A 23,262-nucleotide genomic window follows, 5' to 3' on the forward strand; every position below is an offset into this window, starting at 1 on the left:
ATAGGACCCGTTGCCCGTTTTAGATCACTGCTCGCACGCCAACTGATCCCACCTGTCAGTATGACATTGCAGTCCTCGTCAGTTTCGGGTTTTTTGACACGAAATCAAGAGGGGTCCAGAGCGTCGTCCATGATGATGGTTTTCCGCCACGGGCGTATCCTTGCCGCCTAGCCCGATCGACATTGCCCCGGTCGACATTGCTATTGTCGGCGCGGGCATGGCCGGTCTCTTCCTGGCGTGGCGCTTGTCCCAAAGTGAAAAGCCCGCAAGGATCGCTGTTTTCGAATCCGCCGGTCGCGTCGGCGGTCGGGCCTCCACGGTCTCATTTCCCGGAGAGCCGAACTTCGGCATCGATCTCGGCGCGATGATGCTGATGCCGCAACATCGGCTGCTCAAAAAACTCATGGCGACGCTGGATGTAAAGCTGTCGGGTATGGACGTCGTCACCGGCGCCAACCGGCTCCATCTGCGCGGTAGGAGCCTGCCCTACGCCGCTATATCGCGCTTTGCGCCGCGCCGCCTGTTTGCCTATGACGTGACGCGTCGGCTGCAGGAAAAAGGCCCGTCCCGCCTGCTGCGAAAGGCGGCAGCACTGATCCTGCCGGGTTCGGAGGCCTTCGGCAGCGCCGAATGGAACGGCGCCGCAGGCTTCGTTTATCGCGGCCGCAAGCTGGCGGATTGGGCGACTTGGGATGTGCTGGCGACGGTCTTGACCCCGGAGGAAATGGCTTTTGCCGAGGACGCGGTGGGCTATTCGTTGCTCCTGCGCGGACCCAACGCCGCCGAGACGTTCAGGCTTGCGCTCGGCGAGCTGAGCGGCGGCCGCTCCTATTGTTCCCCCGATGGTGGGTTCCAGCCGGTTGCGGAGCGAATGGCCGGGCGGATCGCTGTCAGCGGCGGCGCCGTCCATCTCGATCACACCGTGACCGCCATCGCCCGCTCGGCGCAAGGGATGGTCTTGTCTGTCGAGGGGCAGGGCGGGACGGTCGAGGCGCGCAAGGTCGTGCTGGCGTTACCGGTCCGCCCCCTGCGGACCCTGCTGGAAAAGTCCGGCATCGAGCAGCCCAGCGATCTGCCGGCACCGGAACCCTGGCCGATGCTCACGCTGGCCGCCTGCTATGCCAGCCCGTGGTGGGCTCGAAACGGCATCGCGGCCGGCCACAGCGTGACCGATCTGCCGGCTCGCCAGATATGGCAGTTCACAAAAGCGGACGCTCGCGACGCGACGATTCGTCGGAGCGTCGCCATGGCCTATTGCGATGGCAAGCACATGGTATTCTGGCGCTCACTGCTGCCTGAGCTCGCTCGGCGCCACGGCTTTGCGGTTTTGGCCGAGGGACATTCCGCGCTGGAGGCCTTTCACGGCCAGATGGTCGAAGTCCATGGCAAACACGGCGCCATCTCGAAACCCATCGGCGGGTTTGCGCAGGATTGGGGTGCGCCGGCCTATGGCGGCGCGTCGCATGTCTGGGACCGTGGCATAGATATCTCCGGTATAAAACTGGCGAGCCATACGCTCGCTCCGGGCATTCATGTCTGTGGCGAAGCGTGGTCCAACAATCACGGCTGGATCGAGGGCGCGCTGGAAAGTGCGGAAGACCTGTTGCAGCGGGAATTCGGGCTCGACGCCTGGTTTGCCTGAGACTCCGGAAAGGCGATGAAAAACGATCCTACATTCCCATATGAGTGGTCGGCTATCGGACGGAAAGTATCAACGTGACTAAACGGCGCTCTTCCCTCGGTTTCCTCGGCATGTTCGGCCGCTCGGGTGACTTGCGGGAACTGGACAACGCGCTGCGCGGCGCCGACCTTCACCCGGCACTGGTGCCAGAGGGAGTAAAGCTCACCATCGTCAATCTGATGAAGGATCACTGGCCGGACGAGCCCCCGCCAGAGGCTTATCGGTCCGTGGCGCAGCTGTTTGGTTATTGCATCGCAGGCCCACAAACCTTTGAGCAGGCCAATGGGCCGGAGCGGCGGCTGGACGCTGAGCGCCGCATCGAGGCAGCGCTTGAAACCGGCGACAGCCTGGATGCCCAGATCGTGCTGATGGCGCTGCATGGCAAGCTGATCAGCGCCGAAGTCGTCGAGCGCTTTGGGCTAAGTGCGGACTGACCTTCGTAAGGTGAAGCTTACCCGCCCATGCCGCTGCGTGGCAGCTTGATCATCTCGCCGAAGCGGGCGCGCAATTTGTCGTCTAGCAGCTTCGGCACATGGCGCGGGAAGCGCTCGGCAAGCACGCGCTTCTTTTCGATGATCGCCCGCTGCAAGATGTCGGGCCGGCCCTTCTCGTTCCATTCCTTGGGCGAAAAGCGGTCGCCGACGGCCGGATAAAAATACTCGGTCTGCATCAGGCGCAGCGTCTGCTCGTTGCCGAGATAGTGGCCTGGGCCATTCATGCAGACTTCGGTGATGGTGTCGATCGACAGCGCTTCGTCGGTCACTTCGATGCCCCGCACGCAGCGCAGGCAGTGGCCCAGCATGTCATTGTCTATGATCAGGCTCTCCAGGCAAAAGCCGAGCAGCGAGGCGTGCATGCCCGCCGATTCATAGACCAGATTGAGGCCGGCAAGACCGGCCATCACGTCGGTGATCCCCTTTTCATAGCCGGACTGGATGTCGGGCAGTTTCGAATCCGTCATGCCGGCGGCCGAGCCGCCCGGCAGGTCGTAGAACTGCGCCATCTGCGCGCAGGCCGAAGTCAGTACTGCCTGCTCGGCCGAGCCGCCCGACATGGCGCCGGTCCTCAGGTCGGAGACGAACGGCCAGGTGCCGAAGATCGCCGGATGCCCGGGCTTGATGGCGTTGACGTAGATGAGGCCGACCAGCACTTCGGCCACCGCTTGCACCACAGCGCCGGCAATCGCCGCGGGAGCGGTGGCGCCGGCCTGGCCGGCCGATAGAAGCAGGATCGGGATGCCGCCGTCGACACAGGCTTCGAGCACGCCGCAGGCGTCCTCGGCAAACTTCATCGGCGGCACGACGAAGCAATTGGAGTTTGACACGAACGGCCGGGCGCGAAAGTTCTCCTCGCCGCCGGCGATCGCATAAAGCATTTCCAGCGCCGGCTGCACGTTCTCGCGCACCGTGAACGAGGTGCCGACATGCTTCGACGTGCCCATCACGCAGGCGTAGAGCGTGTTGAAGTCCATTTCGAGCGGATCGGGAATGTCGCGCGGCACCATCGGCCGCTGGAAGAAATGGATGTTGTCGAGCCCTTCGACGAGGCGAGCGGCATCATAAATGTCCTGCACCAGCGACTCGCGGTATTCGCGCTTTTCGACATCGACCAGATGCACCGCCGCACCCGCCGTGCCGTAATGCACGCGCTTGCCCTGGATCAGCATGTCATGCCTGGGGTCCTGGCCGTGCAGCGTAAAATTTCGCGCGGCTCGTCTGATCGTGTCCATCACAAGCCCGCGTGGGAAACGGACGCGGCCGTCATCGCCGTAAACGGCGCCGACCCCGGTCAGCGCCTCGACGCAGGAGGGAATGGCATTGGCGAAGCCGACGGTCTCCAGCAGCGTCAGCACCGCTTCATGGATGCGCTCCTGGTCGTTCCGGTTGAGCGGGCCGTAACTGCCGCCTTCAAGCCCGGCACGTACCGGCCTGATGTCGTCGGCCAAAGGTGCTGCCCGCATGGCGCGGCGCGCTTCGCGCCCGCCGGATCGTCGCGAACGCTGGTCGGCTGATGTATCTTTAGGAGCCGCATCCTTAAGAGCCGCATCCTGCTGCTCAACAGCCACTGACATGGGGGGCACTCCACCTTTAGCTTGCGAAACACGACGCGGTGATTGGTCCACCGTCGGCCTGCTTCGTCCCTCTGTCAGCCGACTATGCCGTTGCCATTGGCCCAGCCTATGGGCCAGTCAACGCAGCCGAGTATGCCAGAGAGCTAATGCAGAATGTTGGTGATCATGCCAAGGGCCGGGCTGTTCAAAGCCCCGGCACAGGCAAATCAGGCTGCAGCGGGCCTGCGTCCGGCTGCGGTCGCGAGCTCGCGAATACCCGGCTCGATGTGCTGCAGTGCGATCGAGGAAATGCCCAAGCGCATGAAACGCGACGGCTTTTCGGTGCGATCGAAGAAGCGATCGCCCGGCTCGATGATGACGCTGCGCGAGGCCGCGGCCTCGGCCAGTCCACGTGAATCGGTGCCGCGCGGGCCTTCCAGCCAGAGCGATGTGCCGCCGGCCGAATCGGTCGAGCGCCATTCCGGCAGGAATGCGGAAATCGCATGGACCAGACGCTTGCGCCGCTCGTCGAAGGCCGACGACAGCCGCCGCACCAGGGCTTCGTGATGGCCGAGCGACAGGAACAGCGCGACCGCGCGCTGGTTGTTGGCCGGCGGGTGCCTGAGCATGAAGCGACGCAGCGCCCTGAGCTCGGAGATTAGTCCAGCCGAAGCGACGATGTAGCCAAGCCGCAGGCCCGGAGCCAGCGTCTTCGACATCGAGCCGACATAGACGACGCGACCCGAGCGATCGAGGCTCTTCAGCGCCTGCTGCGGCGCCTCGTCGAGAAGCTGGCTGTCATAGCCGTCCTCGATGATGATCTGGTTGTGGCGGTTGGCGCGCGCCAGAAGGTCCTGCCGCCGCTCCGCCGACAGCGGCACCATGGTCGGGCAGTGGTGGCTGGGGGTGACGAAGACAAAGCCGGAATCGTTGGGAATGGACGAGGTGACGATGCCGGACTGATCGACCGGAACCGGCTGGATTTCGGCGCCTGCCAAGCGGAAGATCGAGCGCGCGTCGGGGTATCCCGGGTCTTCCATCGCGACCTTGGAGCCCTTTGTCATCAGCAGTGTCGCCAGCATATAGAGCGCGTTCTGGGCGCCCAGCGTGACGATGATCTCGTCCGGATTGGCGAAGATGCCGCGCCGCGGCAACAGCCGCGCCTGGATCTGCTCGATCAAGAGCGGATCGTCACGATCGACCATGTCGGAGGCCCAGTTGCGGATTTCGAGCACGGCCAGCGCCATGCGGTTGCACTCACGCCATTCGGCTGTCGGGAACAGCGCCGGGTCGAACTGGCCGTAGACGAAGGGGTAGGAGGACTTGATCCAGTTGTCGTGCTTGGCCGGTGGCGGCATGTCGCTGGCGGCGATCTGCCGGCGTGCCTTCCAGTCGATCTCGTTCTGCTGGTCGGGCGCCTTCTGGTGCGGCTTGGCGGGGGTGGCCAGCACATCCGGATTGACGAAATGGCCGCGCCGTTCGCGCGCCACCAGGAAACCTTGGTCGACCAATTGCTGGAATGCCAGCACCACAGTGCCGCGCGCGACGCCGAGTTTTTCAGCCAGGATGCGGCAGGACGGAAGCGGCATCGAAGCGGCGATCTGCCGGTCGAGAATGGCGGCGACGATCGCCTGACGGATCTGCGCCTGCAGGGTCTGGCCCGATTCCGCCGAAATCCGGAACAGGCCGGACCATATGGCCGTGTCGTTACGCTGTGGCATGGAAGGTGTTCCTCGATGGCCAGTCTTTTTTGCTTGGCTGGACCAGCGGAAGGTAACCGTGGCACAAGGGGTTGCGCCAATCAATTTTTCTGATCGCTGGGATTTATGCCAGTGATCTATGCGCGACGCGCAGCGTCGTCGCATCCCCGGGTGACGCTTGCGTCATCCCGCAGCGCGGACGCCCGCGCGATGCGAAGCGTCGTCGCGCCTCATTATCCCCAGCGCGACGCGCAGCGTCGTCGCTACTCCCATCAAATCATCCAGCGCGGCGCGCAGCGTCATAGCTCCATCACATCGCACTATGCTGCACTGCGTCATCCCCACGCATTGAAACATGCGGAATTCGGCTCAATAAGATCAGCGCGACGACACGCGCCGGAAACATCCGGTCTGATAAGATGTCGTGAAAAACGATCAGGAGCCGAAAGTGGATCATTCCTCCTTCGACAAACAGCTTGTCGCCTTGCGTGCTGCGCGCGCGGCGGCATCGGGTACGATGCGCGAGGCTTTTGCCGCCGACCCCAAGCGCTTCGAGACGTTCTCGGCCAGCGACGGCGACCTTTTGCTCGACTGGTCGAAATGCGCGGTCGACCAGGGCACGATGGAACTGCTCGAGAAGCTCGCCGCCGCCGCCGATCTCGAAGGTCGCCGCGCCGCAATGTTTTCCGGCAAGAAAATCAACATCACCGAAGACCGCGCCGTGCTGCACACGGCGCTGCGCAACCTCTCGGGCAAGGGCGTCACCGTCGATGGCCAGGACGTCAAGGCGGATGTGCTGTCCGTGCTCGACGCCATGGGCGCTTTCGCCGACGCCATTCGCTCCGGCAAGGCCGCCGGCGCCACCGGCAAGAAAATCACCGACATTGTCAACATCGGCATTGGCGGCTCCGATCTCGGCCCGGCCATGGCGACGCTGGCGCTGGCGCCCTATCACGACGGCCCGCGCGCGCACTACGTCTCCAACATCGACGGCGCCCATATCCACGACACGCTGAAGGGCCTGTCGGCCGAAACCACCCTGTTCATCATCGCCTCGAAGACCTTCACCACGGTCGAGACGATGACCAATGCCGAGACGGCGCGCGAATGGGTGCAGAAGGCGCTCGGCAAGGAAGCTGTCGGCAAGCATTTCGCCGCCGTCTCGACCGCGCTCGACCTGGTTTCCAAGTTCGGCATCGAAGCGGATCGCGTGTTCGGCTTCTGGGACTGGGTCGGCGGCCGCTATTCGCTGTGGGGCGCCATCGGCCTGCCGGTGATGATCGCCATCGGCCCGCGCAACTTCCGCGCCTTCCTCGATGGCGCGCATGAGATGGACGAGCACTTCCGCACCGCACCCCTGCAGAAGAACCTGCCGGCGCTGCTGGGGCTGGTCGGCTGGTGGCATCGCGTGATCTGCGGTTATCCGGCGCGTGCGGTCATCCCTTATGACCAGCGCCTTTCCAGGCTGCCGGCCTATCTGCAGCAGCTCGACATGGAATCGAACGGCAAGGGCGTCACCCTCGACGGCACGCCGGTGACGACGCCGACCGGACCGCTGGTCTGGGGCGAGCCCGGCACCAATGGCCAGCACGCCTTCTTCCAGCTGCTGCACCAGGGCACCGATTTCATCCCGGTCGAGTTCCTTGCCGCTGCCGTCGGCCATGAGCCGGATCTGAAGCACCAGCACGATCTACTGCTTGCCAATTGCCTGGCCCAATCGGAAGCGTTGATGAAGGGCCGCACGCTGGACGAGGCTCGCGCGCAGATGCTGGCCAAGGGCATGAAGCCGGCCGATGTCGACAGAATAGCCCCGCACCGCGTCTTCTCCGGCAACCGCCCCTCGGTGACGATCCTCTACCGCAAGCTCGACCCGCGCACCTTCGGCCGGCTGATCGCGCTTTACGAGCACCGCGTCTTCGTCGAAGGCACTCTGTTCAACATCAATTCCTTCGACCAATGGGGCGTCGAGCTCGGCAAGGAGCTGGCGACCGGCCTGTTGCCAGTCGTGGAAGGCAAGGAGAGCGCCGCCAAGCGCGACGCATCGACGGCCGGGCTGGTGGCGCGCATCCAGCAACTGCGGGGGGCTCAATGAAAAATCCGGCCGACATCAAGGGCATCTTGTTCGACAAGGACGGCACGCTTGTCGATTTCAACGCGACCTGGCTCGGCATCGCCGATTTCATGGCCATGGATGCCGCCGAGGGCGATCGCTGGAAAGCCGACAGGCTGCTTTCAGCGGCGGGCTTCGATTTTGTCGCCAAGCGCTTCAAGCCGGATTCCATCTTCGCCTCGGGCACCAACATGGATGTCGTCGAACTATGGTTCCCGCGCCTGTCCGACGAGGACCAGATGCTGGCCGTCGCCCGCTTCAACGAGATCACCTCGGTGCAAGGCTCATCGATGGCGGTGGCCCTGCCCGGCATCGTCGCGGCGCTGACGGCTCTGCACAAGGGATCCTACCGGCTCGGCGTCGCCACCAATGATTCGACTGCCGGTGCGGAAAAGACCATGGTCACGCTTGGCGTCGCGCAGCTGATCACCGCCGCCTATGGCTATGACGCGGTCGCCAATCCGAAACCGGCGCCGGACACGATCGTCGCCTTTTGCGACCTGACCGGGTTGAAGGCGTCCGAGATCGCCATGGTCGGCGACAACCGCCACGACCTGGAGATGGCGCGTGCCGGCGGCTGCGGTCTGGCGGTCGGCGTGCTCTCCGGCACCGGCACGCGTGAATCGCTGTCGGCGATCGCCGATGTCGTTTTGGATTCGGTCGCCGATTTGCCAGACTTTCTCTCGGCGCGGGTCAAGGAGACGGTCTGAAGGGGGCCTGGGGCAAACTCAATTCGACTCGAGATTTCCCGCCAATGGCCGAGTTGGGCGAAGCAGCCCATGAAAACTATGGAGCTTCTGGTTTGTTTTCGGACATAGTGGGCCACTCATCAGCAGAGCAAACGTACCCGCATTTGCCGCACTTGATCTTGGCGCTTGCGTTATCGATGTCTTCGCCCGGCTGAAGGTCGAAGCCGCGATTTTCGCACTTTGGGCAAACTGTGAAACCGATACGTTGAACAACTTTAATCCACGCCATTCGACTTCTCTTATCAACGGCTAATCGAATCTATTTTCTGCCCCTTGAGGTTTGTCCACAATGAGTAGAATCCGGCCATTCAGAGCGACTGGGCTTTGCCGCGTCGCGCTAGCAAATCTTCCGGCTCGAACCAAAACACACCGCTCAGCCTGCCCGCAGCGCCCTTCGCGTCACCGAAGTCCGGCACTTGATATTCCGCAACCAATCGTAGCCGCGACAGCGGCAGATCGGCGCGGCGGGGATCGCCGACCAGCACCTCGATGCCGGCTGCCAGGCAGCGGTCGAGGAACGGGATCATCCGCAGAGCAACCTCGCGGCCGTAGAACACGTCGCCGGCAAGCACGAGGTCGACCGCTGGCGGCGGGCCCGTCGTGATATCCTGGTCGACAATGGTGATCTCGACGCCGTTGGCCAACGCGTTGAGGCCGATCGCGGCGACGCCGTTGCGATCGATCTCCGCCGCGATCACCGCGCTGGCGCCGGCCTTGGCGGCGGCGATGCCGACGAGGCCCGAGCCGGCGCCGAGGTCGAGCACGCGGTGACCGGCCACGATTTGCGGATGGTCGAGTATATAGCGCGCCAGCACGGCGCCGCCGGCCCAGGCATAGGCCCAGTAGGGCGGCTGCGGCTCAGCTTCGTGCTCCTCGGTCTGGCTGCCGTCTTCCGGTCCATGAGCTCGCCACTCGACAAGCCGCCTCAGGCCGCTGCCGGAATGAGCCGTATAGAGCTGGATTTCACGAAGGGCGGGAACGGGCGCAAGCCGCAGGTTCGCCTTGATGAACACTACTGCATCGGGACGCCGACTATCGTCCGCCATCCCGCCGTCGCCAGGCTCGCCGTTCAAATTATTCCCGCAGCGCCCGGCGCAAAATCTTGCCCACCGGCGTCTTCGGCAGCTCGGTCCTGAACTCGATGTATTTCGGCCGCTTGTAGCCGGTCAGGTTCTCGCGACAATACGCAGTGATTGCCTCAACGGTCAGCGCCGGATCCTTCTTGACGATGAACAGCTTCGGCACTTCGCCCGAATGCTCGTCCGGCACGCCGACCGCCGCCACTTCGAGCACGCCCGGATGCTGGGCGACGACTTCCTCGAGTTCGTTGGGGTAGACGTTGAAGCCGGAGACCAGGATCATGTCCTTCTTGCGGTCGACGATCTTGGTGTAGCCGCGCTCGTCCATGAAGCCCATGTCGCCGGATTTGAAAAACCCGTCCTTGGTCATCACCTTGGCGGTCTCGTCCGGCCGGTTCCAGTAACCGGCCATGACCTGCGGCCCGCGAATGCAGATCTCGCCGACCTCGCCGAGCGGCAGGTTGTTGCCGTCATCGTCGCGGATGACGATCTCGGTCGACGGCAGCGGCAGGCCGATCGTGCCGGTGAAATTGCTGTCGCTGAACTTGTTGGCGGTCGCCACCGGCGAGGTCTCCGACAGCCCGTAGCCCTCGGTGATCGAATTGCCGGTCAGCGCCTTCCAGCGCTCGGCAACCCCCTTCTGCACCGCCATGCCACCACCCAGCGTCATGATCAGCGGCTTGAAGTCGAGCTTGCGGAAATCCTCGTTGTTGAGCAGCGCGTTGAACAGCGTGTTGAGGCCGGGGAAAATGTGCATCGGGTATTTCTGCAGCTCCTTGACGAAGCCGGGAATGTCGCGCGGGTTGGGAACGAGCACGTTCTGGGCGCCCTGCTGCATGCCCATCAGCGCGTTCACCGTCAGCGCGAAGATATGGTAGAGCGGCAGTGCGCAAATGAAATTGAGATGCGCCGGTTTCGGCTTGATCGCATAGGCGTCCTGCAGCCACAGCGTGTTCTGCGCGACATTGGACAGCACATTGGAGTGCAGCAGCACAGCACCTTTGGAAATCCCCGTGGTGCCGCCTGTATATTGCAGGAAGGCGACGTCGCTGGCTTCCATCTTGGCCGGCTTGAAGGCGATGCCGGCGCCGGCCTTCACCGCCGCATTGAACTTGACATGGCCGGGCAGCGACCAGGCCGGCACCATCTTTTTCACCCGGCGCACGACCAGGTTGACGATCGTGCCCTTGAGGCCGCCGAGCATGTCGCCCATCGCCGCGACCACCACATGCTTGACCGCCGTCCTGGCAATCACCGCGTCCAGGGTGCTGGCGAAATTCTCCAGAATGACGATCGCCTGCGCGCCGGAATCCTTGAGCTGATGTTCGAGCTCGCGCGGCGTGTAGAGCGGATTGATGTTCACCACGACATAGCCGGCGCGAAGCACGGCCATCATCGCCACCGGATATTGCAGCACATTCGGCATCATCAGCGCCACGCGTGCGCCTTTCTGCAGGCCCTTCGATTGCAGATAAGCGCCGAAGGCGGCCGATTGCCGCTCGAGTTCGGCATAGGAGATCGACTTGCCCATGCAGACGTATGCCGGCTGGCCGGAAAACTGCTTGCAGGCGCCGACGAGGAAGTCGCCGATCGAACTGTAGGGCAGGGCGCCGATCTCCGCCGGCACGACTTTCGAATAGCTTTTTAGCCATGGCTTTTCCGGCAAGCCCGCGGCAAGCGCCGTCAGCGTATTCGGCAGTTTTTTGGCCGCGCCCGGCGACGGCTTCGAGGCGGGCTTCGCCGCGGCTGTCTTCGCGGCTGGCGGCTGGGCGGGCTTTGCAGCGGGTGTTGTCTTCGCCGCGCGCTTGACCGCAGGTTTCGCTGCCGGGTTGGCGCTTGCCTTCGCCGGCGTCGAGGTTGCCGTTGGCTTGACGGCGGGAGTGGCTTTGGCCGGTGGCGCTTTCGACTTGGCGGCAGCGGCGGCCGGTTTTGAAGCTTTCGCCGCTTTTGCTTTCGCCGGGGCCGTTGTCTTTGTTGCTTTCGCCACCTCTAGCCTCCCTCGGTCGTTCTGTTGCCTGCTCCTGCTGCGCCGCCTCGATGTGGTGAGGCGTCCTCCGCTGCAGCGATGTCGCGGATTCCCGGAAAATCCAGCGTGTCATCTATCTATTGCGACTATCGGCGGCCGTGCAAGTCTTGCCCCAGCGGCAGGACGGCAAAGATTTGCCGTCGAAATCCTTCCCGCGATGCCAGCTCAGGCAATGCCGTCCGGTCATCTCGGTGGCGAAACCCAGGCTTGTGGATTTTTGGCTTACGATTGCTGCGATCAATGAAAAAATGCGGTCGTTAACAATCCCGTGATTAGCAGATTTTGCTATTTGTTTCTGCAGTTCGTCAAAGACCGAGAAATATTTTCTGCTTACGGTGGGGTAGGCAAACAGGGTGTTCCAAAGCCGGAAAAACGGTGCTTATATGCGCGCTTCGCGAGCCTATAGAGGGGCTTGGAAGAACATCAGGGAGTGCTCAATGAAAAAGAAACTGACTTTTGCAGCCGCGTTGCTGGCTGCAAGCGTCCTCGGCGGTGTGGCCAATGCCAAGACGCTGGTCTATTGCTCGGAGGCCTCGCCGGCCAACTTCGACCCGGGTACCACGACGGGCGGCAACGACTTCGACGCCTCGTCGCGCACCGTCTATTCGCGCCTGGTCGAGTTCAAGCATGGCGGCACCGAAGTTGTGCCCGGTCTCGCCGACAAATGGGAGATTTCGGACGACGGCCTGGTCTATACTTTCCACCTGCATCCGGGCGTGAAGTTCCAGACGACGGATTTCTTCAAGCCGACGCGTGATTTCAATGCCGACGACGTCGTCTTTTCGTTCGATCGCCAGTTCAACAAGGAAAACCCCTGGAACGGCGAGAAGTACCTGCCGAACCTGACCTGGGACTACTACACCGGCATGGACATGCCGAAATACGTCGCCAAGTGGGAAAAGGTCGATGACCTGACCGTGAAGCTGACGCTGACCGAGCCGAACGCGCCGATGCTGGCCAATCTCGGCATGGACTTCGCCTCGATCGTGTCGAAGGAATATGCCGACCAGCTGGAAAAAGACGGCAAGATGGCCGACTTCTCGACCAAGCCGGTCGGTACAGGTCCGTTCCAGTTCGTCGACTACCAGCTGGATTCGGTCATCCGCTATGCGGCCAACCCGGACTACTTCAAGGGCAAGGAAAAGATCGACGATCTCGTCTTCGCGATCACGCCTGACGCCACCGCCCGCATCCAGAAGGTGCTCGCCGGCGAATGCGATATCGCGCCCTATCCGAATCCTGCCGACATCGGCACGATCAAGGCCAACGCCGACGTGACCCTGATGGATCAGGCTGGCCTCAACATCGGCTATATGAGCTATAACACCACCATCCCGCCGCTCGACAAGCCTGAAGTGCGCCATGCGCTCAACCAGGCGATCGATCGGGAATCGCTCATCAAGTCGCTGTTCCAGGACGCCGGCGCCACGCCGGCCGTAAACCTGATCCCGCCGACCATGTGGTCGTGGAACAAGGACGTGAAGTCCGACGCCTATGATCCGGAAGCCGCCAAGAAGGTGCTGGCCGATGCCGGATTGAAGGAGATCCAGCTTTGGGCCTCCGACCGCGTCCGTCCCTACAACCCGAACTTCCAGCGCGCCGCCGAACTGATCCAGGCTGACTGGGCCAAGGTCGGCGTCAAGGCGGAGATCGTCAGCTACGAGTGGACGAAGTACCGCGAAGAAGGCAAGAAGAAGGAGCGTCCGGGCGCCTTCCAGATCGGCTGGACCGGTGACAATGGCGATCCGGACAATTTCTTCGCCACGCTGTTCGCCTGCTCGGCCATCGGCGTGTCGAACTACTCCAGCTGGTGCGACAAGGACTTCGAGGATCTGATCCAGAAGGCCAAGAAGACCAGCGACCAGGCCGAACGCACCAAGCTCTATGAAGAGGCGCAGGTTGTCTTCCAGAAGCAGGCTCCGGCCTTCCTCATGGCACACAGCCAGGTCTACGCAGTCGTGCGCAAGAATGTCAGCGGCTTCATGATGGACCCGCTCGGCATTCATCGCTTCGACGGCGTCGACAAGGCCGAATAGAACTGTTAGGCGGGCGGCGCGCAATCAGGCGCCGCCCGCTTTTCAAGATGCTCCGATATCTCCTAAACAAAATCGTCTTGGTGCTGCCGACGCTGATCGGCATCACCATCTGCGCCTTCGCTTTCGTCAGGCTGCTGCCCGGCGATCCCATTCTTGCCATGGCCGGCGAGCATGGCGTGTCGCCCGAGCGTTACGCGGAACTGAAGGAACAGTTCGGCTACAATTTGCCGATCTGGCAGCAATACGCGCATTATGTCCGCGATGCCGCGACCGGCAATTTCGGCGTGTCGATTTCGTCCAAGCGGCCGGTCATCGAAGATTTCATGACGCTCTTCCCGGCAACCGTCGAGCTCTCAGTCTTCGCCATGATCTTCGCCATGGTGCTGGCCATCCCGGCCGGCATCATTGCTGCGGTCAAACGCGGCTCCTGGTTCGACCAGGGGCTGATGGGCACCGCCCTTGTCGGCTATTCCATGCCGATTTTCTGGTGGGGTCTGCTGCTGATCATCTTTTTCTCCGGCTATCTCGGCTGGACCCCGGTTTCAGGACGCATCGGCCTTCAGTTCTTTATCAAGCCGATCACCGGCTTCCTGACCCTCGACAGCCTGCTCTACGGCAAATGGGATGCTTTCCGCTCGGCATTGAGCCACCTGGTGCTGCCGACAATTGTGCTCGGCACCATCCCGCTGGCGGTGATCGCGCGCCAGACGCGCTCGGCCATGCTCGAAGTGCTGGGCGAAGACTATGTGCGGACCGCCCGCGCCAAGGGCCTGTCGTCGTCCCGCGTCATCGGCGTGCATGCGCTGCGCAATGCGCTGATCCCGGTGGTCACCACCATCGGCCTGCAGGTCAGTACCCTGCTCGCCGGCGCCATTCTCACAGAAACCATCTTCGCCTGGCCGGGCATCGGCAAGTGGATGGTCGAATCCATATCCAAGCGCGACTATGTCGTCGTGCAGTCAGGCTTGCTGCTGATCGCCCTTATCGTCATGGCCGTGAACCTGATCGTCGACGTGCTTTATGCCGTCATCAACCCGCGCATCAGGGCGGCGTGATGAGCCAGTCGACCGAAATCGCCCCGATGGCCGCCGGCAACCCTGACCGACTGACCGGCTTCAGGACTTTCTGGCACTATTTCTCGGTAAACCGCGGCGCCGTCATCGGCCTGTTCGTCTTCATCCTTTTGGTGCTGGCCGCGCTCTTTGCACCGCTGCTCGCGCCCTATGCGCCCGACATCCAGGACAAGACCGCTTTCTTGCGTCCGCCGGCCTGGCAGGCAGGCGGCAGCATGGAATATCTGCTTGGCACCGACGCGGTCGGCCGCGACATGCTCTCGCGCCTGCTCTATGGCGCGCGTTTCTCGCTGCTCATCGGCGCCGTCGTGGTCACGCTGGCGCTTGTCGGCGGCATCACGCTCGGCCTTTTGGCTGGCTATTTCCGGGGCTGGGTCGACGTGGCGATCATGCGGGTCATGGATCTGATCCTGTCCTTCCCGTCGCTGCTCTTGGCGCTGGTTCTGGTCACCATCCTCGGCCCCGGCCTGTTCAACGCCATGCTGGCCATCGCGCTTGTCCTGCAACCCCACTTTGCCCGTCTGGTGCGCGCTGCCGTCATGGCCGAAAAGAGCCGCGAATATGTGGTCGCCGCCAAGGTCGCCGGCGCCGGCCATATAAGGCTTATGCTGCGCACCATCCTGCCCAACTGCCTGGCGCCGCTGATCGTGCAGGGCACGCTGTCCTTCTCCAACGCCATCCTGGAGGCGGCCGCTCTCGGCTTTCTCGGCCTTGGCGCCCAGCCGCCGACACCGGAATGGGGAACCATGCTCGCCTCGGCGCGTGAATTCATCCTGCGCGCCTGGTGGGTGGTGACCTTCCCCGGTCTGGCCATCCTCATCACCGTGCTTGCCATCAACCTGATCGGCGACGGTCTGCGCGATGCGCTCGATCCGAAGCTGAGGAGGTCGTAATGGCGCTGCTCGACATCCGCAATCTCGTCGTCGAGTTCCAGACCGCATCCGGCCCGTTCCGCGCGGTCGATGGCGTCTCGCTCCATGTGAACGAACGTGAAGTGCTGGCCATCGTCGGCGAATCCGGCTCCGGCAAGTCGGTGTCGATGCTGGCTGTGATGGGGCTGTTGCCGTGGACGGCGACGGTCACTGCCGACCAGATGAGCTTCAACGGTCGCGATCTTCTGAAGATGAGCCCGGCCGACCGTCGCAAGATCGTCGGCAAGGACATGTCGATGATCTTCCAGGAGCCGATGGCCAGTCTCAATCCGTGCTTCACCGTCGGCTTCCAGATCGAGGAAGTGCTGCGCTTCCATATGGGCATGGACAAGGCCCAGCGTCGCGAGCGCGCCATCGAATTGCTGACGCAGGTCGGCATTGCCGAGCCGGCCGAACGGCTGAACTCGTTCCCGCACCAGATGTCGGGCGGCCAGTGCCAGCGGGTGATGATCGCCATCGCCATCGCCTGCAATCCCAAGCTTCTGATCGCCGACGAGCCGACCACCGCGCTCGACGTTACCATCCAGAAGCAGATCCTCGACCTGCTGGTCTCGCTGCAGGTCAAATACGGCATGGGCCTGATCATGATCACCCACAATATGGGCGTCGTCGCCGAGACCGCCGACCGCGTCATCGTCCAGTACAAGGGCCGCAAGATGGAAGAGGCCGACGTGCTGTCGCTGTTTGAATCGCCGAAGAGCAATTACACCCGCGCGCTTTTGTCGGCGCTGCCGGAAAATGCCGTCGGCGACCGGCTACCGACCGTCTCGGACATGCTGTTCGAACCGGCTGCCGGGGGCGTCTGATGAGCATCAAGGTCGTCGAAGGCAAGGACATCGTGCGCGACTATCACGTCGGCGGCGGCCTGTTTCGCGGCGCGCGCACCGTGCATGCGGTCAAGGGCGTCTCGTTCAGCGTCGACAAGGGCAAGACGCTGGCCATCGTCGGTGAATCGGGCTGCGGCAAGTCAACGCTGGCGCGCATCATCACGCTGATCGATCCGGCAACGTCGGGCGAACTGTTCATCGACGGCAACAAGGTCGACATCGCAAGGAACGGCCTGACCAGGGAGATGCGCCGCAAGGTGCAGATCGTCTTCCAGAACCCTTACGGATCGCTCAATCCGCGCCAAAAGATCGGAGATGTGCTGGGCGAGCCGCTGCTCATCAACACCGACAAGCCGGCCGAAGAGCGGCGCGACCTCGCCATGAGGATGCTGAAGAAAGTCGGCCTCGGAACCGAGCACTACAATCGCTATCCTCACATGTTCTCGGGCGGCCAGCGCCAGCGCATCGCCATTGCCCGCGCGCTGATGCTGAACCCGAGCCTGCTGGTGCTTGACGAACCGGTCTCCGCGCTCGATCTTTCGGTGCAGGCGCAGGTGCTCAACCTGCTCGCCGACCTGCAGGACGAATTCCAGCTGACCTATGTCTTCATCAGCCACGATCTGTCGGTCGTGCGCTACATCGCCGACGATGTGATGGTGATGTATTTCGGCGAAGCCGTCGAATACGGCTCGCGCGAGGAGGTCTTCGCCGACCCCAAGCACAACTACACCAGGACGCTGTTCGCCGCGACGCCGCGCGCCGACGTCGCCTCGATCAAGGCGCGGCTGGCGAAGAAGAAGGCCGCCTGACCTCTCACCGAGAATTGTTTTTGAACAATCGGAAATGCGTCGCGGCGGTGGTTTGCCGGCAGGATTGATCGCGATCTGCGAGCTGCCGGGCGTAAGCCGCGTCGCAGGTTGGGGTGCGCCCCATCACTCACCCGCTCCGTGCTGGTAAAGCTCGTCCATGCTGAGCATTGCCAGGGTTGCGAAGGGGGCCTGTTTTTTCACCCGACCGCGGCTCAAGATCACCACGTCGTCGCAGAACGATATGGTGCTGTAATGATGACTGATGACAATGGTGGTGCGGCGGCCGGCCCGCGACTTCAGCGTCTCGACAATAGCGGCTTCTGACAACCCATCCACCGCACTGGTGGCTTCGTCGAGGATGAGAATATCGGGATCGCGCACCAGCGCCCGCGCCAGGGCGATCCTTTGCCTTTGTCCGGCTGACAGGTTGATGCCCCGGTATCCGACCAGCGTCGCGTAACCCTGCGGCAGGTGCTCGATGAATTGATGTGCCTCGGCCAGCCTTGCGGCGCGCATGGCGTCGCTGGCCGAGGCCGTGTCGTAGCCGTAGATAATGTTTTCAAAAATGGTGCCATCGACCAGTTCCAGCTCCTGACTGGCCAGGGCAATGTTCCGCCGCCACTGGCTTGGGTCGACTTCATCGAGCGGTGCCCCATCGACGAGGATCCTGCCGCTGTCGGGTTTGACGAAGCGGCACAGGAGATTGACGATCGTCGTCTTGCCGGCGCCCGAGCGGCCGATCAGCGCCGTCGAGCGGCCGCTGCGGATATCGAACACCGCCTTATGCAGCACCGCCTCGCGCGCGTCGGGGCCTGACAGGGGACCGGAATAGGCGAAGCTCACATCATCGAAGCTGATCCCTTGGCGCAAGCCGTCGAACGGCAGGCTGCCCTGCGGCGCCTCGGGCTTGTCGGAAGGATCGAGCAGCCATTGTACCTCCTCCAGCGAGCCGCTCATGCCTTGCAACTGACTCCAGGACATCTGCAAGGCCCGCATATGCGGCTGCAGTCGGTAGAGCAGGATGAGGAAGGCGACGGTCAGCGGGAAGCTTACATTCGCCAGCCAGGCTCCGATCACCACCGCCAGGAACAGCATCGCGTGCAATACCTCGGTCAGTGGCGGCAAGACGCCCTGGCGGATTGAAAGCACGAAAGCCGCCCGCCGCACCCCGTCGGACGCTTTGGCGAAGACCGCCTTTTCGCGGTTCTCCTGCCCGAAGATGCGAATCAGGCGCCCGGCATGCACCAGATGCAGCATCTGCGACGCCAGTGCGCTGTTGCGCGAGACGACGCTGCGGCTCGGCGCCTTCAGATTGGACGACAAAACCCCGTGCGCCAGCTGGACAAGCGCCAGCCCTAGAGTCACCAGCAGCGTCATCTGCCAAGAGAGGAGCAGGAGGAAGGCGAGCAGGATGACGGCGGCCGAGGCACTGACGATCGCGCCGAGCAGGGCCTGGATAGCGTCGGATGCTCGCCAGGATTCGTTGGAGATGATGTTGAGCAGCCGCCCGGGGCTTTGCTGCAGGAAAAAGGGGTAGCCGACCCTGAGCAACTGCTCCGACAGTGCGCTACGGATCGAATAACCTGCCTTGCCGTAGATGTAGCTGGTCAGCAGAGTGTTGGCGAAGGCAAAGACATTTTTCAGTACGATCGAACCGAGGATCGCCGCCGAAATGGCGATCAGCCGCTGGCGCTCGCCGAGGTCCGCTCCAACCTGCTGGAGGAGGGCGGAGAAACCGGCCATGCCTGATGTTTCGCCACGTCCCATAATGATGCCGAGCAGCGGAATGATGAGACCGATGCCGAGGCCTTCCAGCGCGGCGCCCGCAAGCCCGAGCCCCACCACGACGGGAACGAGCCGCAACAGCCTGCCACCAAGCGCGCGGCGCAGCATTGGCAGGGCTGACGGAATCAGTGACATTATCGCGCTCTGGCCTCCGCATTGGCTTCGCTGGCTTCTCGGTCGTGGCGCAGCGGCAGCCGTTTTGGCCATCCCATCATGACGAGCAGCGCAAATCTGGCGGCACCTGCCAGATTCATAACAACAATAGGCCAGTGCGACAGATCGAGGTCGCGGTCAAAGCGAGGACGGCCCGCCAGTTCCCTGAACGCGGCCCGCGCGGACCAATAGACATGGCGAAGCAGCCAAGGGGCGTGGCGGACATGTTTCAGGCACAGCGCACCATTACCGAGGCTATAGTCGCGGTGCAGCCTGTCGATCGATTTGCGGTCTCGCCGGCCGTGATGATGCAAGACCGTCATGTCGGGCACATACTCGACCGGCATGCCGAGCAGCATCGCCCGCACGAGATAATCAGTATCTTCAGCCGAGCGTAGCGGGCCGCCAGCGCCGAAGCGTTCGTCGAACGACCCGATGCGGGCCGCGACGTCGCGGTGCATGGTCATGTTGCAGCCGAGCACGAAGCCGCCGGGGTGGACCGCCGGGGTCAGCCGCTCGCTTGCCTCGTAGAGCTTTATGGTGAAGGGCAGGTCCCGGGCATCACCGAGCTCGACCCGGCCGCCGCGGATCAGCCACTTCTCGCCACTCCGGTAGTGCCGCTCCAGGTCGCGGAGATAGTCGCGGTCGAGCTTGCAGTCGTCGTCGACGAAGACCAGCACGCGGCCTCGCGCTCGCGCCAATCCGGCATTGCGGGCAGCGGCTAGTCCGGGGCGAGTCTCCGAGACGGCTGTGACTGGGATGTCGGAAGTTTCGGCGATAGCGGCCAGCCGCTTTGACGTGCCGTCCCGTGAACCATTATCGACCACCACCAACTCTGCCGCGAAGGTGGCGTGCACCCGGCATGCCGCCTGGATCGAGGCTATGCAAGCCTCCAGCACAGCGGCGCGGTCGCGCGTGCAGACGATGAAACTGACCTCGAGCGACGGCCGCTCCGATCGGGGAGATGTCGGGACAGGCGCACTCGCAAACTGGTGATCGCGCAGGAGCGGGTGGGGCCTGTCGGTCATACCAGTCCCCGCTGATAACGCGCAAGCACCGCTTCGGCCGGCGTGGTTTTGAAGAAGTAGGCCACCGCGTCCGCCCGCTTTCCGGCCCTTATCGAGAGCAGGCTGAGCCAAGGCGCCCAGACGCCGGGACGCAGCGCATATTGTTCGCGGCGCCGGATGAAATTCCATCTCGCCGTCCGCGTGAGCAATTCGTGGGTCAGCGGCGGTTCTCCTTCGTCGCCGACGAGTTGGTAGAGGAAATAGAACAGGTTCAGCGCGCCTGCCTCGAAGCTTGGCCGTGTGTCGGTCGGCAGCTCGGAAATCCGCTCTTCGAGCGCACGGATGAAATCGGCTGCGCGCGAAACCGTGTCGAAAGAGACGGCCTCGCCGATGTCGCGCAGATCCGCTGTGGTTTCCGCAAGCCCCTCACGCTCGAGATTTTCGGCCACGATCCGCAAATGCGTCCTGCGCATTTCCTTGGCATGCCGCATGGTCACGCTTCCCGCATGGATGCGATAGACGAGCAGGCTATCGGGCAATATGGTCGCCGGGAAACGGCCGGCAAGCCGTCTGAAGAGATCGAAATCCTCGGCATGCCTATACTTTGGATCGTAATAGAGATCGTTGTTCCCAATAACCTTCCTGTTATAGATCACCGTCGGATGTAAGAATATCGTAAAGAACATCGACAATATGTCGAGCCGGCCGAGCCGGAACACCGGGTCTAGCCTGCCTTTGGCGATACGGCCGTGAAGCAAGGTATCGACGCAGGCGCCGCAGAAGCCGAGATCGGGCCGCCGCTCGAACAGTGCGACCTGGCGCGAGAGGCGCCGGGGATAGGCGACATCGTCCGCATCCATTCGCGCAACAAGCTCGCCCTGGGCCAGTCGTAGCCCTTCATTGAGGGTGGCGACGAGGCCGCGGTTCTCACGCGAGATGACAGAAACGCGATTGTCTGCCCGGCGGTATCGTTCGAGAATCTCGAGCGAGTTGTCAGTCGATCCGTCATCGATAGCGATGACCTCCAGGCGATCGTAGTCTTGCCGCAGAATGCTCTCCAGCGCAGCGGTGAGATAAGGCCCGGCATTGTAGACCGGCAGCAGGACGGAGACGAGCGGCGCGGTGGTCATCTCTGTGCATCCGTTCGCCGGAGTTCGAGTGCGGCGCGGCCATCGGGGGATCCGCCGGGATAGGCGTCCGCCGCCCTGCCGAGCCAGCCGGCATCGCCAGAGCGTGCCTGGGAGCGGCGGCGCGCTACATAGGGGAAGCGGCGCTTGAGGCCGTTGAGCGGCTTTTCGAAAGCCGTCCACGAGATCGAAGCGACGGCGATCGTGGCGGCGCTCGCGACCAGGAAACGCCCTGGCCCCTGCTCCGAGACATTGAGCGGGATCCAGGGCTGTGACTTGACGGCGAGCGACAGAAGGATCGGATGGTAAAGATAGACGCCGTAGCTGATGCGGCCCAGTGACAGCAGCGGTGGCAGTTCGAAAACCCTGCCGAGGACGCCGCCAAGGCCGGCTGAACAGACGGCCACAACGGCCACCAGCGGCACTAGGGGCAGGATCTGCAGCAACGCCCAGCGGGCCCATTCCAGCATAGGATCGGCCGGCGCAGGGATAAGCCACTCAATCGCCAGGAAGACAGCCGCAAGGGCTGGCCAGCCTAGCCGCATCCATTGCGGCAGGCCGGCGCCTCTGGTCCGCCGGCAGGCAAGCAAAGCACCAAACGCCAGCGCGTCCATCGATGCTGGCGGCAGCAGGTCGCGCGCTAGCGCCGGGGTGGCGGTGATCGGCCAGTAGAAGCGATAGGCCAGCGACAACAGGATGACGCCGATAGTGATCGCTTCCACCCGCCGGCGGGGTGCGAGAAGCACGACCAGCGGCCAGGCGATATAGAACTGCTCCTCGATGCTCAGGCTCCAGAAATGGCAGAGTAGCCAGGGCGTCCATTCGTTGCGCAGCGCGTACCAAAAATTCGACAGGTAAAGCGCATGCCAGACGAGCGAGCCACTGGACTGCTCCAGATCGGTCAGCCAGACGAACCCAAGCACGGCGAAATAGGGCGGGAATATGCGCAGCGCGCGCCTGATGTAGAAGGAACTCAATGCAGGGCCGGCTTTGAATTCGGCCGCGGCGCGCGCTTCGAGCAGCAGTCGTGTGATCAGGAAGCCGCTCAGCACAAAAAAAAGCCGCACCCCGATGTGGCCCCAAAAGGAGGAGCCGTTGGGTGCAAGGAAATGGGAATAGAGAACCATCGTGACAGCGATGGCGCGCAGAGCGTCCAACTGATTGTCACGCGCGACCGCCATCAGCCATTTCCGCCGGTCTGAAATCTCCGATGAAGCCAGCGGCCCTGCATTCCGGGCCTCAGGTCGAGGCCTGCCAGCGTCGAGAGTGCGCCGAAAACAACAAACCCGCGCCTTTTGCGCGGGGCAGCCTCGAAATCGGTGCTGGCCAGCGAAAAATTCAAGCTGATCAACTTGGCGGAATCCTCCACGGCGCACTTCCCAGTACCAAATCCCCCAAGAAATGGTGCAACCGGGTAATGGTGCAGTGCAACACAAAATATCTATCGAGCTGTAATATTTGTGTGAGTTAGTGCTAAAAATGGGTATGATTTGCGAGTGCGTTGCGTCGCTGAGGGTTTTTCACGTCCGCAATGTTGTACGAGAAGTGGTACCATGTCAGAAAAGACACGGTTTAATTACACAACTATAATCCGGAGTGTCTGATATAGGTCAAAATTGACGAAGATTATTCTAAGGTAGTGGTTTTGTATCTTATAAATTATGCTTGTAGTGTCGGGTTCTCTAGGTTGTCGATCTTGCGCGATGCAGCATAGTCGATGGTCAAGCGTCTGACGACGCAATCCTGTGGCGGCGGCCATATGGCGCATGTCGACGAGGCAGACAGGAAGTGCCGGTGTTGGCGTAGGGAGTGACGTGCATTAGCCTTGCACCTGCCGTCACGCTTGCGTCGGATGGAGAACTGGTGCCGCTTAGGTGACTCGAACACCTGACCCCATCATTACGAATGATGTGCTCTACCAACTGAGCTAAAGCGGCCCGGGAAGCGCGAGGTTCCAGGATCGGCTGGGTGATAGACTCAACCGGCCGCTAATTCAAGATGGGCAACCGCGATTTCGAGCCGGCATCCGGCAATTCGTCCCGGCATTTTCCATTGGCGCGCAATGAGCCACCGCCTCATTTGCTTTTTCGGCTACGCGGAGACGTCGCGGTGGACTGC

General features: G+C 62.7%; 18 protein-coding genes and 1 tRNA gene. 9 read left to right on the forward strand and 10 right to left on the reverse strand.

All coding sequences use genetic code 11. The features are described from left to right. The first annotated feature begins 160 nt into the window (after positions 1–160). Entirely contained in the window at positions 161–1,642 is a 1,482-nt protein-coding gene (locus X751_RS145665) for an FAD-dependent oxidoreductase (RefSeq protein WP_023745243.1), read from the forward strand. 110 nt (positions 1,643–1,752) lie between these two features. Beyond that, complete coding sequence (locus tag X751_RS145660; protein ID WP_081726128.1) at positions 1,753–2,115, forward strand: hypothetical protein; 363 nt, start codon at positions 1,753–1,755, stop codon at positions 2,113–2,115. A 17-nt stretch (positions 2,116–2,132) separates the two neighbouring features. Here the strand turns inward: X751_RS145660 and X751_RS145655 are convergent, their stop codons facing one another. Next, positions 2,133–3,752, reverse strand: coding sequence for a trimethylamine methyltransferase family protein (locus X751_RS145655; RefSeq protein WP_023745244.1), 1,620 nt, complete (start codon positions 3,750–3,752; stop codon positions 2,133–2,135). A 206-nt stretch (positions 3,753–3,958) separates the two neighbouring features. Continuing rightward, positions 3,959–5,452 carry a PLP-dependent aminotransferase family protein gene (locus X751_RS145650; protein ID WP_023669484.1) on the reverse strand — a complete coding sequence of 498 codons (1,494 nt, stop codon included), beginning with the start codon at positions 5,450–5,452 and terminating at the stop codon, positions 3,959–3,961. A 463-nt stretch (positions 5,453–5,915) separates the two neighbouring features. Here X751_RS145650 and pgi point away from each other — a divergent pair, with 463 nt between their 5' ends. Then, on the forward strand, positions 5,916–7,523 hold the full coding sequence (gene pgi, locus X751_RS145645; protein ID WP_245265795.1) for a glucose-6-phosphate isomerase: 1,608 nt from the start codon (positions 5,916–5,918) through the stop codon (positions 7,521–7,523). Further along, entirely contained in the window at positions 7,520–8,251 is a 732-nt protein-coding gene (locus X751_RS145640) for an HAD family hydrolase (RefSeq protein WP_023745246.1), read from the forward strand. The genes pgi and X751_RS145640 overlap by 4 nt, the downstream gene beginning before the upstream one ends. A gap of 347 nt (positions 8,252–8,598) precedes the next feature. Here X751_RS145640 and X751_RS145635 read toward each other — a convergent pair whose 3' ends face one another. Beyond that, positions 8,599–9,336: a 50S ribosomal protein L11 methyltransferase gene (locus X751_RS145635; RefSeq protein ID WP_050591294.1), complete on the reverse strand. Its 738-nt coding sequence runs from the start codon at positions 9,334–9,336 to the stop codon at positions 8,599–8,601. Between the two features lie 28 nt (positions 9,337–9,364). Next, positions 9,365–11,356, reverse strand: a complete 1,992-nt coding sequence (locus tag X751_RS145630; protein WP_023682052.1) for a long-chain fatty acid--CoA ligase — start codon at positions 11,354–11,356, stop codon at positions 9,365–9,367. 476 nt (positions 11,357–11,832) lie between these two features. On the opposite strand from X751_RS145630, the gene X751_RS145625 reads away from it, so the two are divergent. From X751_RS145625 to X751_RS145605, 5 genes are read left to right on the forward strand one after another with little or no spacing between them, the layout of a single operon-like run. Continuing rightward, the gene (locus X751_RS145625) at positions 11,833–13,431 is read left to right on the forward strand and encodes an ABC transporter substrate-binding protein (protein WP_023669491.1); all 1,599 of its coding nucleotides are present in this window, start codon (positions 11,833–11,835) and stop codon (positions 13,429–13,431) included. Between the two features lie 47 nt (positions 13,432–13,478). Beyond that, positions 13,479–14,486, forward strand: coding sequence for an ABC transporter permease subunit (locus tag X751_RS145620; protein ID WP_023692619.1), 1,008 nt, complete (start codon positions 13,479–13,481; stop codon positions 14,484–14,486). A 26-nt stretch (positions 14,487–14,512) separates the two neighbouring features. After that, on the forward strand, positions 14,513–15,397 hold the full coding sequence (locus X751_RS145615; RefSeq protein WP_050485757.1) for an ABC transporter permease subunit: 885 nt from the start codon (positions 14,513–14,515) through the stop codon (positions 15,395–15,397). Continuing rightward, on the forward strand, positions 15,397–16,242 hold the full coding sequence (locus X751_RS145610) for an ABC transporter ATP-binding protein (protein ID WP_023692618.1): 846 nt from the start codon (positions 15,397–15,399) through the stop codon (positions 16,240–16,242). The genes X751_RS145615 and X751_RS145610 overlap by 1 nt, the downstream gene beginning before the upstream one ends. Further along, on the forward strand, positions 16,242–17,072 hold the full coding sequence (locus X751_RS145605; protein WP_023682050.1) for a dipeptide ABC transporter ATP-binding protein: 831 nt from the start codon (positions 16,242–16,244) through the stop codon (positions 17,070–17,072). Before X751_RS145610 ends, X751_RS145605 begins: the two co-directional genes overlap by 1 nt. Positions 17,073–17,195: 123 nt before the next feature. On the opposite strand, the gene X751_RS145600 is transcribed toward X751_RS145605, so the two are convergent. The 6 genes from X751_RS145600 to X751_RS145575 all read right to left on the reverse strand — a co-directional run bounded on the left by X751_RS145600 (position 17,196) and on the right by X751_RS145575 (position 23,081). Then, on the reverse strand, positions 17,196–18,992 hold the full coding sequence (locus X751_RS145600) for an ABC transporter ATP-binding protein (RefSeq protein ID WP_027049321.1): 1,797 nt from the start codon (positions 18,990–18,992) through the stop codon (positions 17,196–17,198). Further along, on the reverse strand, positions 18,992–20,038 hold the full coding sequence (locus X751_RS145595; RefSeq protein ID WP_023732470.1) for a glycosyltransferase: 1,047 nt from the start codon (positions 20,036–20,038) through the stop codon (positions 18,992–18,994). Before X751_RS145595 ends, X751_RS145600 begins: the two co-directional genes overlap by 1 nt. Beyond that, entirely contained in the window at positions 20,035–21,147 is a 1,113-nt protein-coding gene (locus X751_RS145590) for a glycosyltransferase (RefSeq protein ID WP_023682047.1), read from the reverse strand. Before X751_RS145590 ends, X751_RS145595 begins: the two co-directional genes overlap by 4 nt. Further along, positions 21,144–22,325: an acyltransferase gene (locus tag X751_RS145585; protein ID WP_023736161.1), complete on the reverse strand. Its 1,182-nt coding sequence runs from the start codon at positions 22,323–22,325 to the stop codon at positions 21,144–21,146. Before X751_RS145585 ends, X751_RS145590 begins: the two co-directional genes overlap by 4 nt. Then, a complete protein-coding gene (locus tag X751_RS145580) occupies positions 22,325–22,513 on the reverse strand; it encodes a hypothetical protein (RefSeq protein WP_023736160.1) in 189 nt (62 codons plus the stop codon). Before X751_RS145580 ends, X751_RS145585 begins: the two co-directional genes overlap by 1 nt. A 492-nt stretch (positions 22,514–23,005) precedes the next feature. Continuing rightward, positions 23,006–23,081: transfer RNA gene (locus tag X751_RS145575), tRNA-Thr, on the reverse strand. Positions 23,082–23,262: the final 181 nt, after the last annotated feature.

The sequence above is a fragment of the Mesorhizobium sp. LNJC394B00 genome (assembly GCF_000502555.1).
GTDB lineage: Bacteria > Pseudomonadota > Alphaproteobacteria > Rhizobiales > Rhizobiaceae > Mesorhizobium.

Excerpts from the sequence above, each read along its gene's own strand:
- X751_RS145660 (WP_081726128.1), top strand. The coding sequence starts at position 1,753 with ATGTTCGGCCGCTCGGGTGACTTGCGGGAACTGGACAACGCGCTGCGC.
- X751_RS145655 (WP_023745244.1), bottom strand. The coding sequence starts at position 3,752 with ATGTCAGTGGCTGTTGAGCAGCAGGATGCGGCTCTTAAGGATGCGGCT.
- X751_RS145650 (WP_023669484.1), bottom strand. The coding sequence starts at position 5,452 with ATGCCACAGCGTAACGACACGGCCATATGGTCCGGCCTGTTCCGGATT.
- X751_RS145640 (WP_023745246.1), top strand. The coding sequence starts at position 7,520 with ATGAAAAATCCGGCCGACATCAAGGGCATCTTGTTCGACAAGGACGGC.
- X751_RS145635 (WP_050591294.1), bottom strand. The coding sequence starts at position 9,336 with ATGGCGGACGATAGTCGGCGTCCCGATGCAGTAGTGTTCATCAAGGCG.
- X751_RS145625 (WP_023669491.1), top strand. The coding sequence starts at position 11,833 with ATGAAAAAGAAACTGACTTTTGCAGCCGCGTTGCTGGCTGCAAGCGTC.
- X751_RS145620 (WP_023692619.1), top strand. The coding sequence starts at position 13,479 with ATGCTCCGATATCTCCTAAACAAAATCGTCTTGGTGCTGCCGACGCTG.
- X751_RS145615 (WP_050485757.1), top strand. The coding sequence starts at position 14,513 with ATGGCCGCCGGCAACCCTGACCGACTGACCGGCTTCAGGACTTTCTGG.
- X751_RS145610 (WP_023692618.1), top strand. The coding sequence starts at position 15,397 with ATGGCGCTGCTCGACATCCGCAATCTCGTCGTCGAGTTCCAGACCGCA.
- X751_RS145605 (WP_023682050.1), top strand. The coding sequence starts at position 16,242 with ATGAGCATCAAGGTCGTCGAAGGCAAGGACATCGTGCGCGACTATCAC.
- X751_RS145600 (WP_027049321.1), bottom strand. The coding sequence starts at position 18,992 with ATGTCACTGATTCCGTCAGCCCTGCCAATGCTGCGCCGCGCGCTTGGT.
- X751_RS145595 (WP_023732470.1), bottom strand. The coding sequence starts at position 20,038 with ATGACCGACAGGCCCCACCCGCTCCTGCGCGATCACCAGTTTGCGAGT.
- X751_RS145590 (WP_023682047.1), bottom strand. The coding sequence starts at position 21,147 with ATGACCACCGCGCCGCTCGTCTCCGTCCTGCTGCCGGTCTACAATGCC.
- X751_RS145585 (WP_023736161.1), bottom strand. The coding sequence starts at position 22,325 with ATGGCGGTCGCGCGTGACAATCAGTTGGACGCTCTGCGCGCCATCGCT.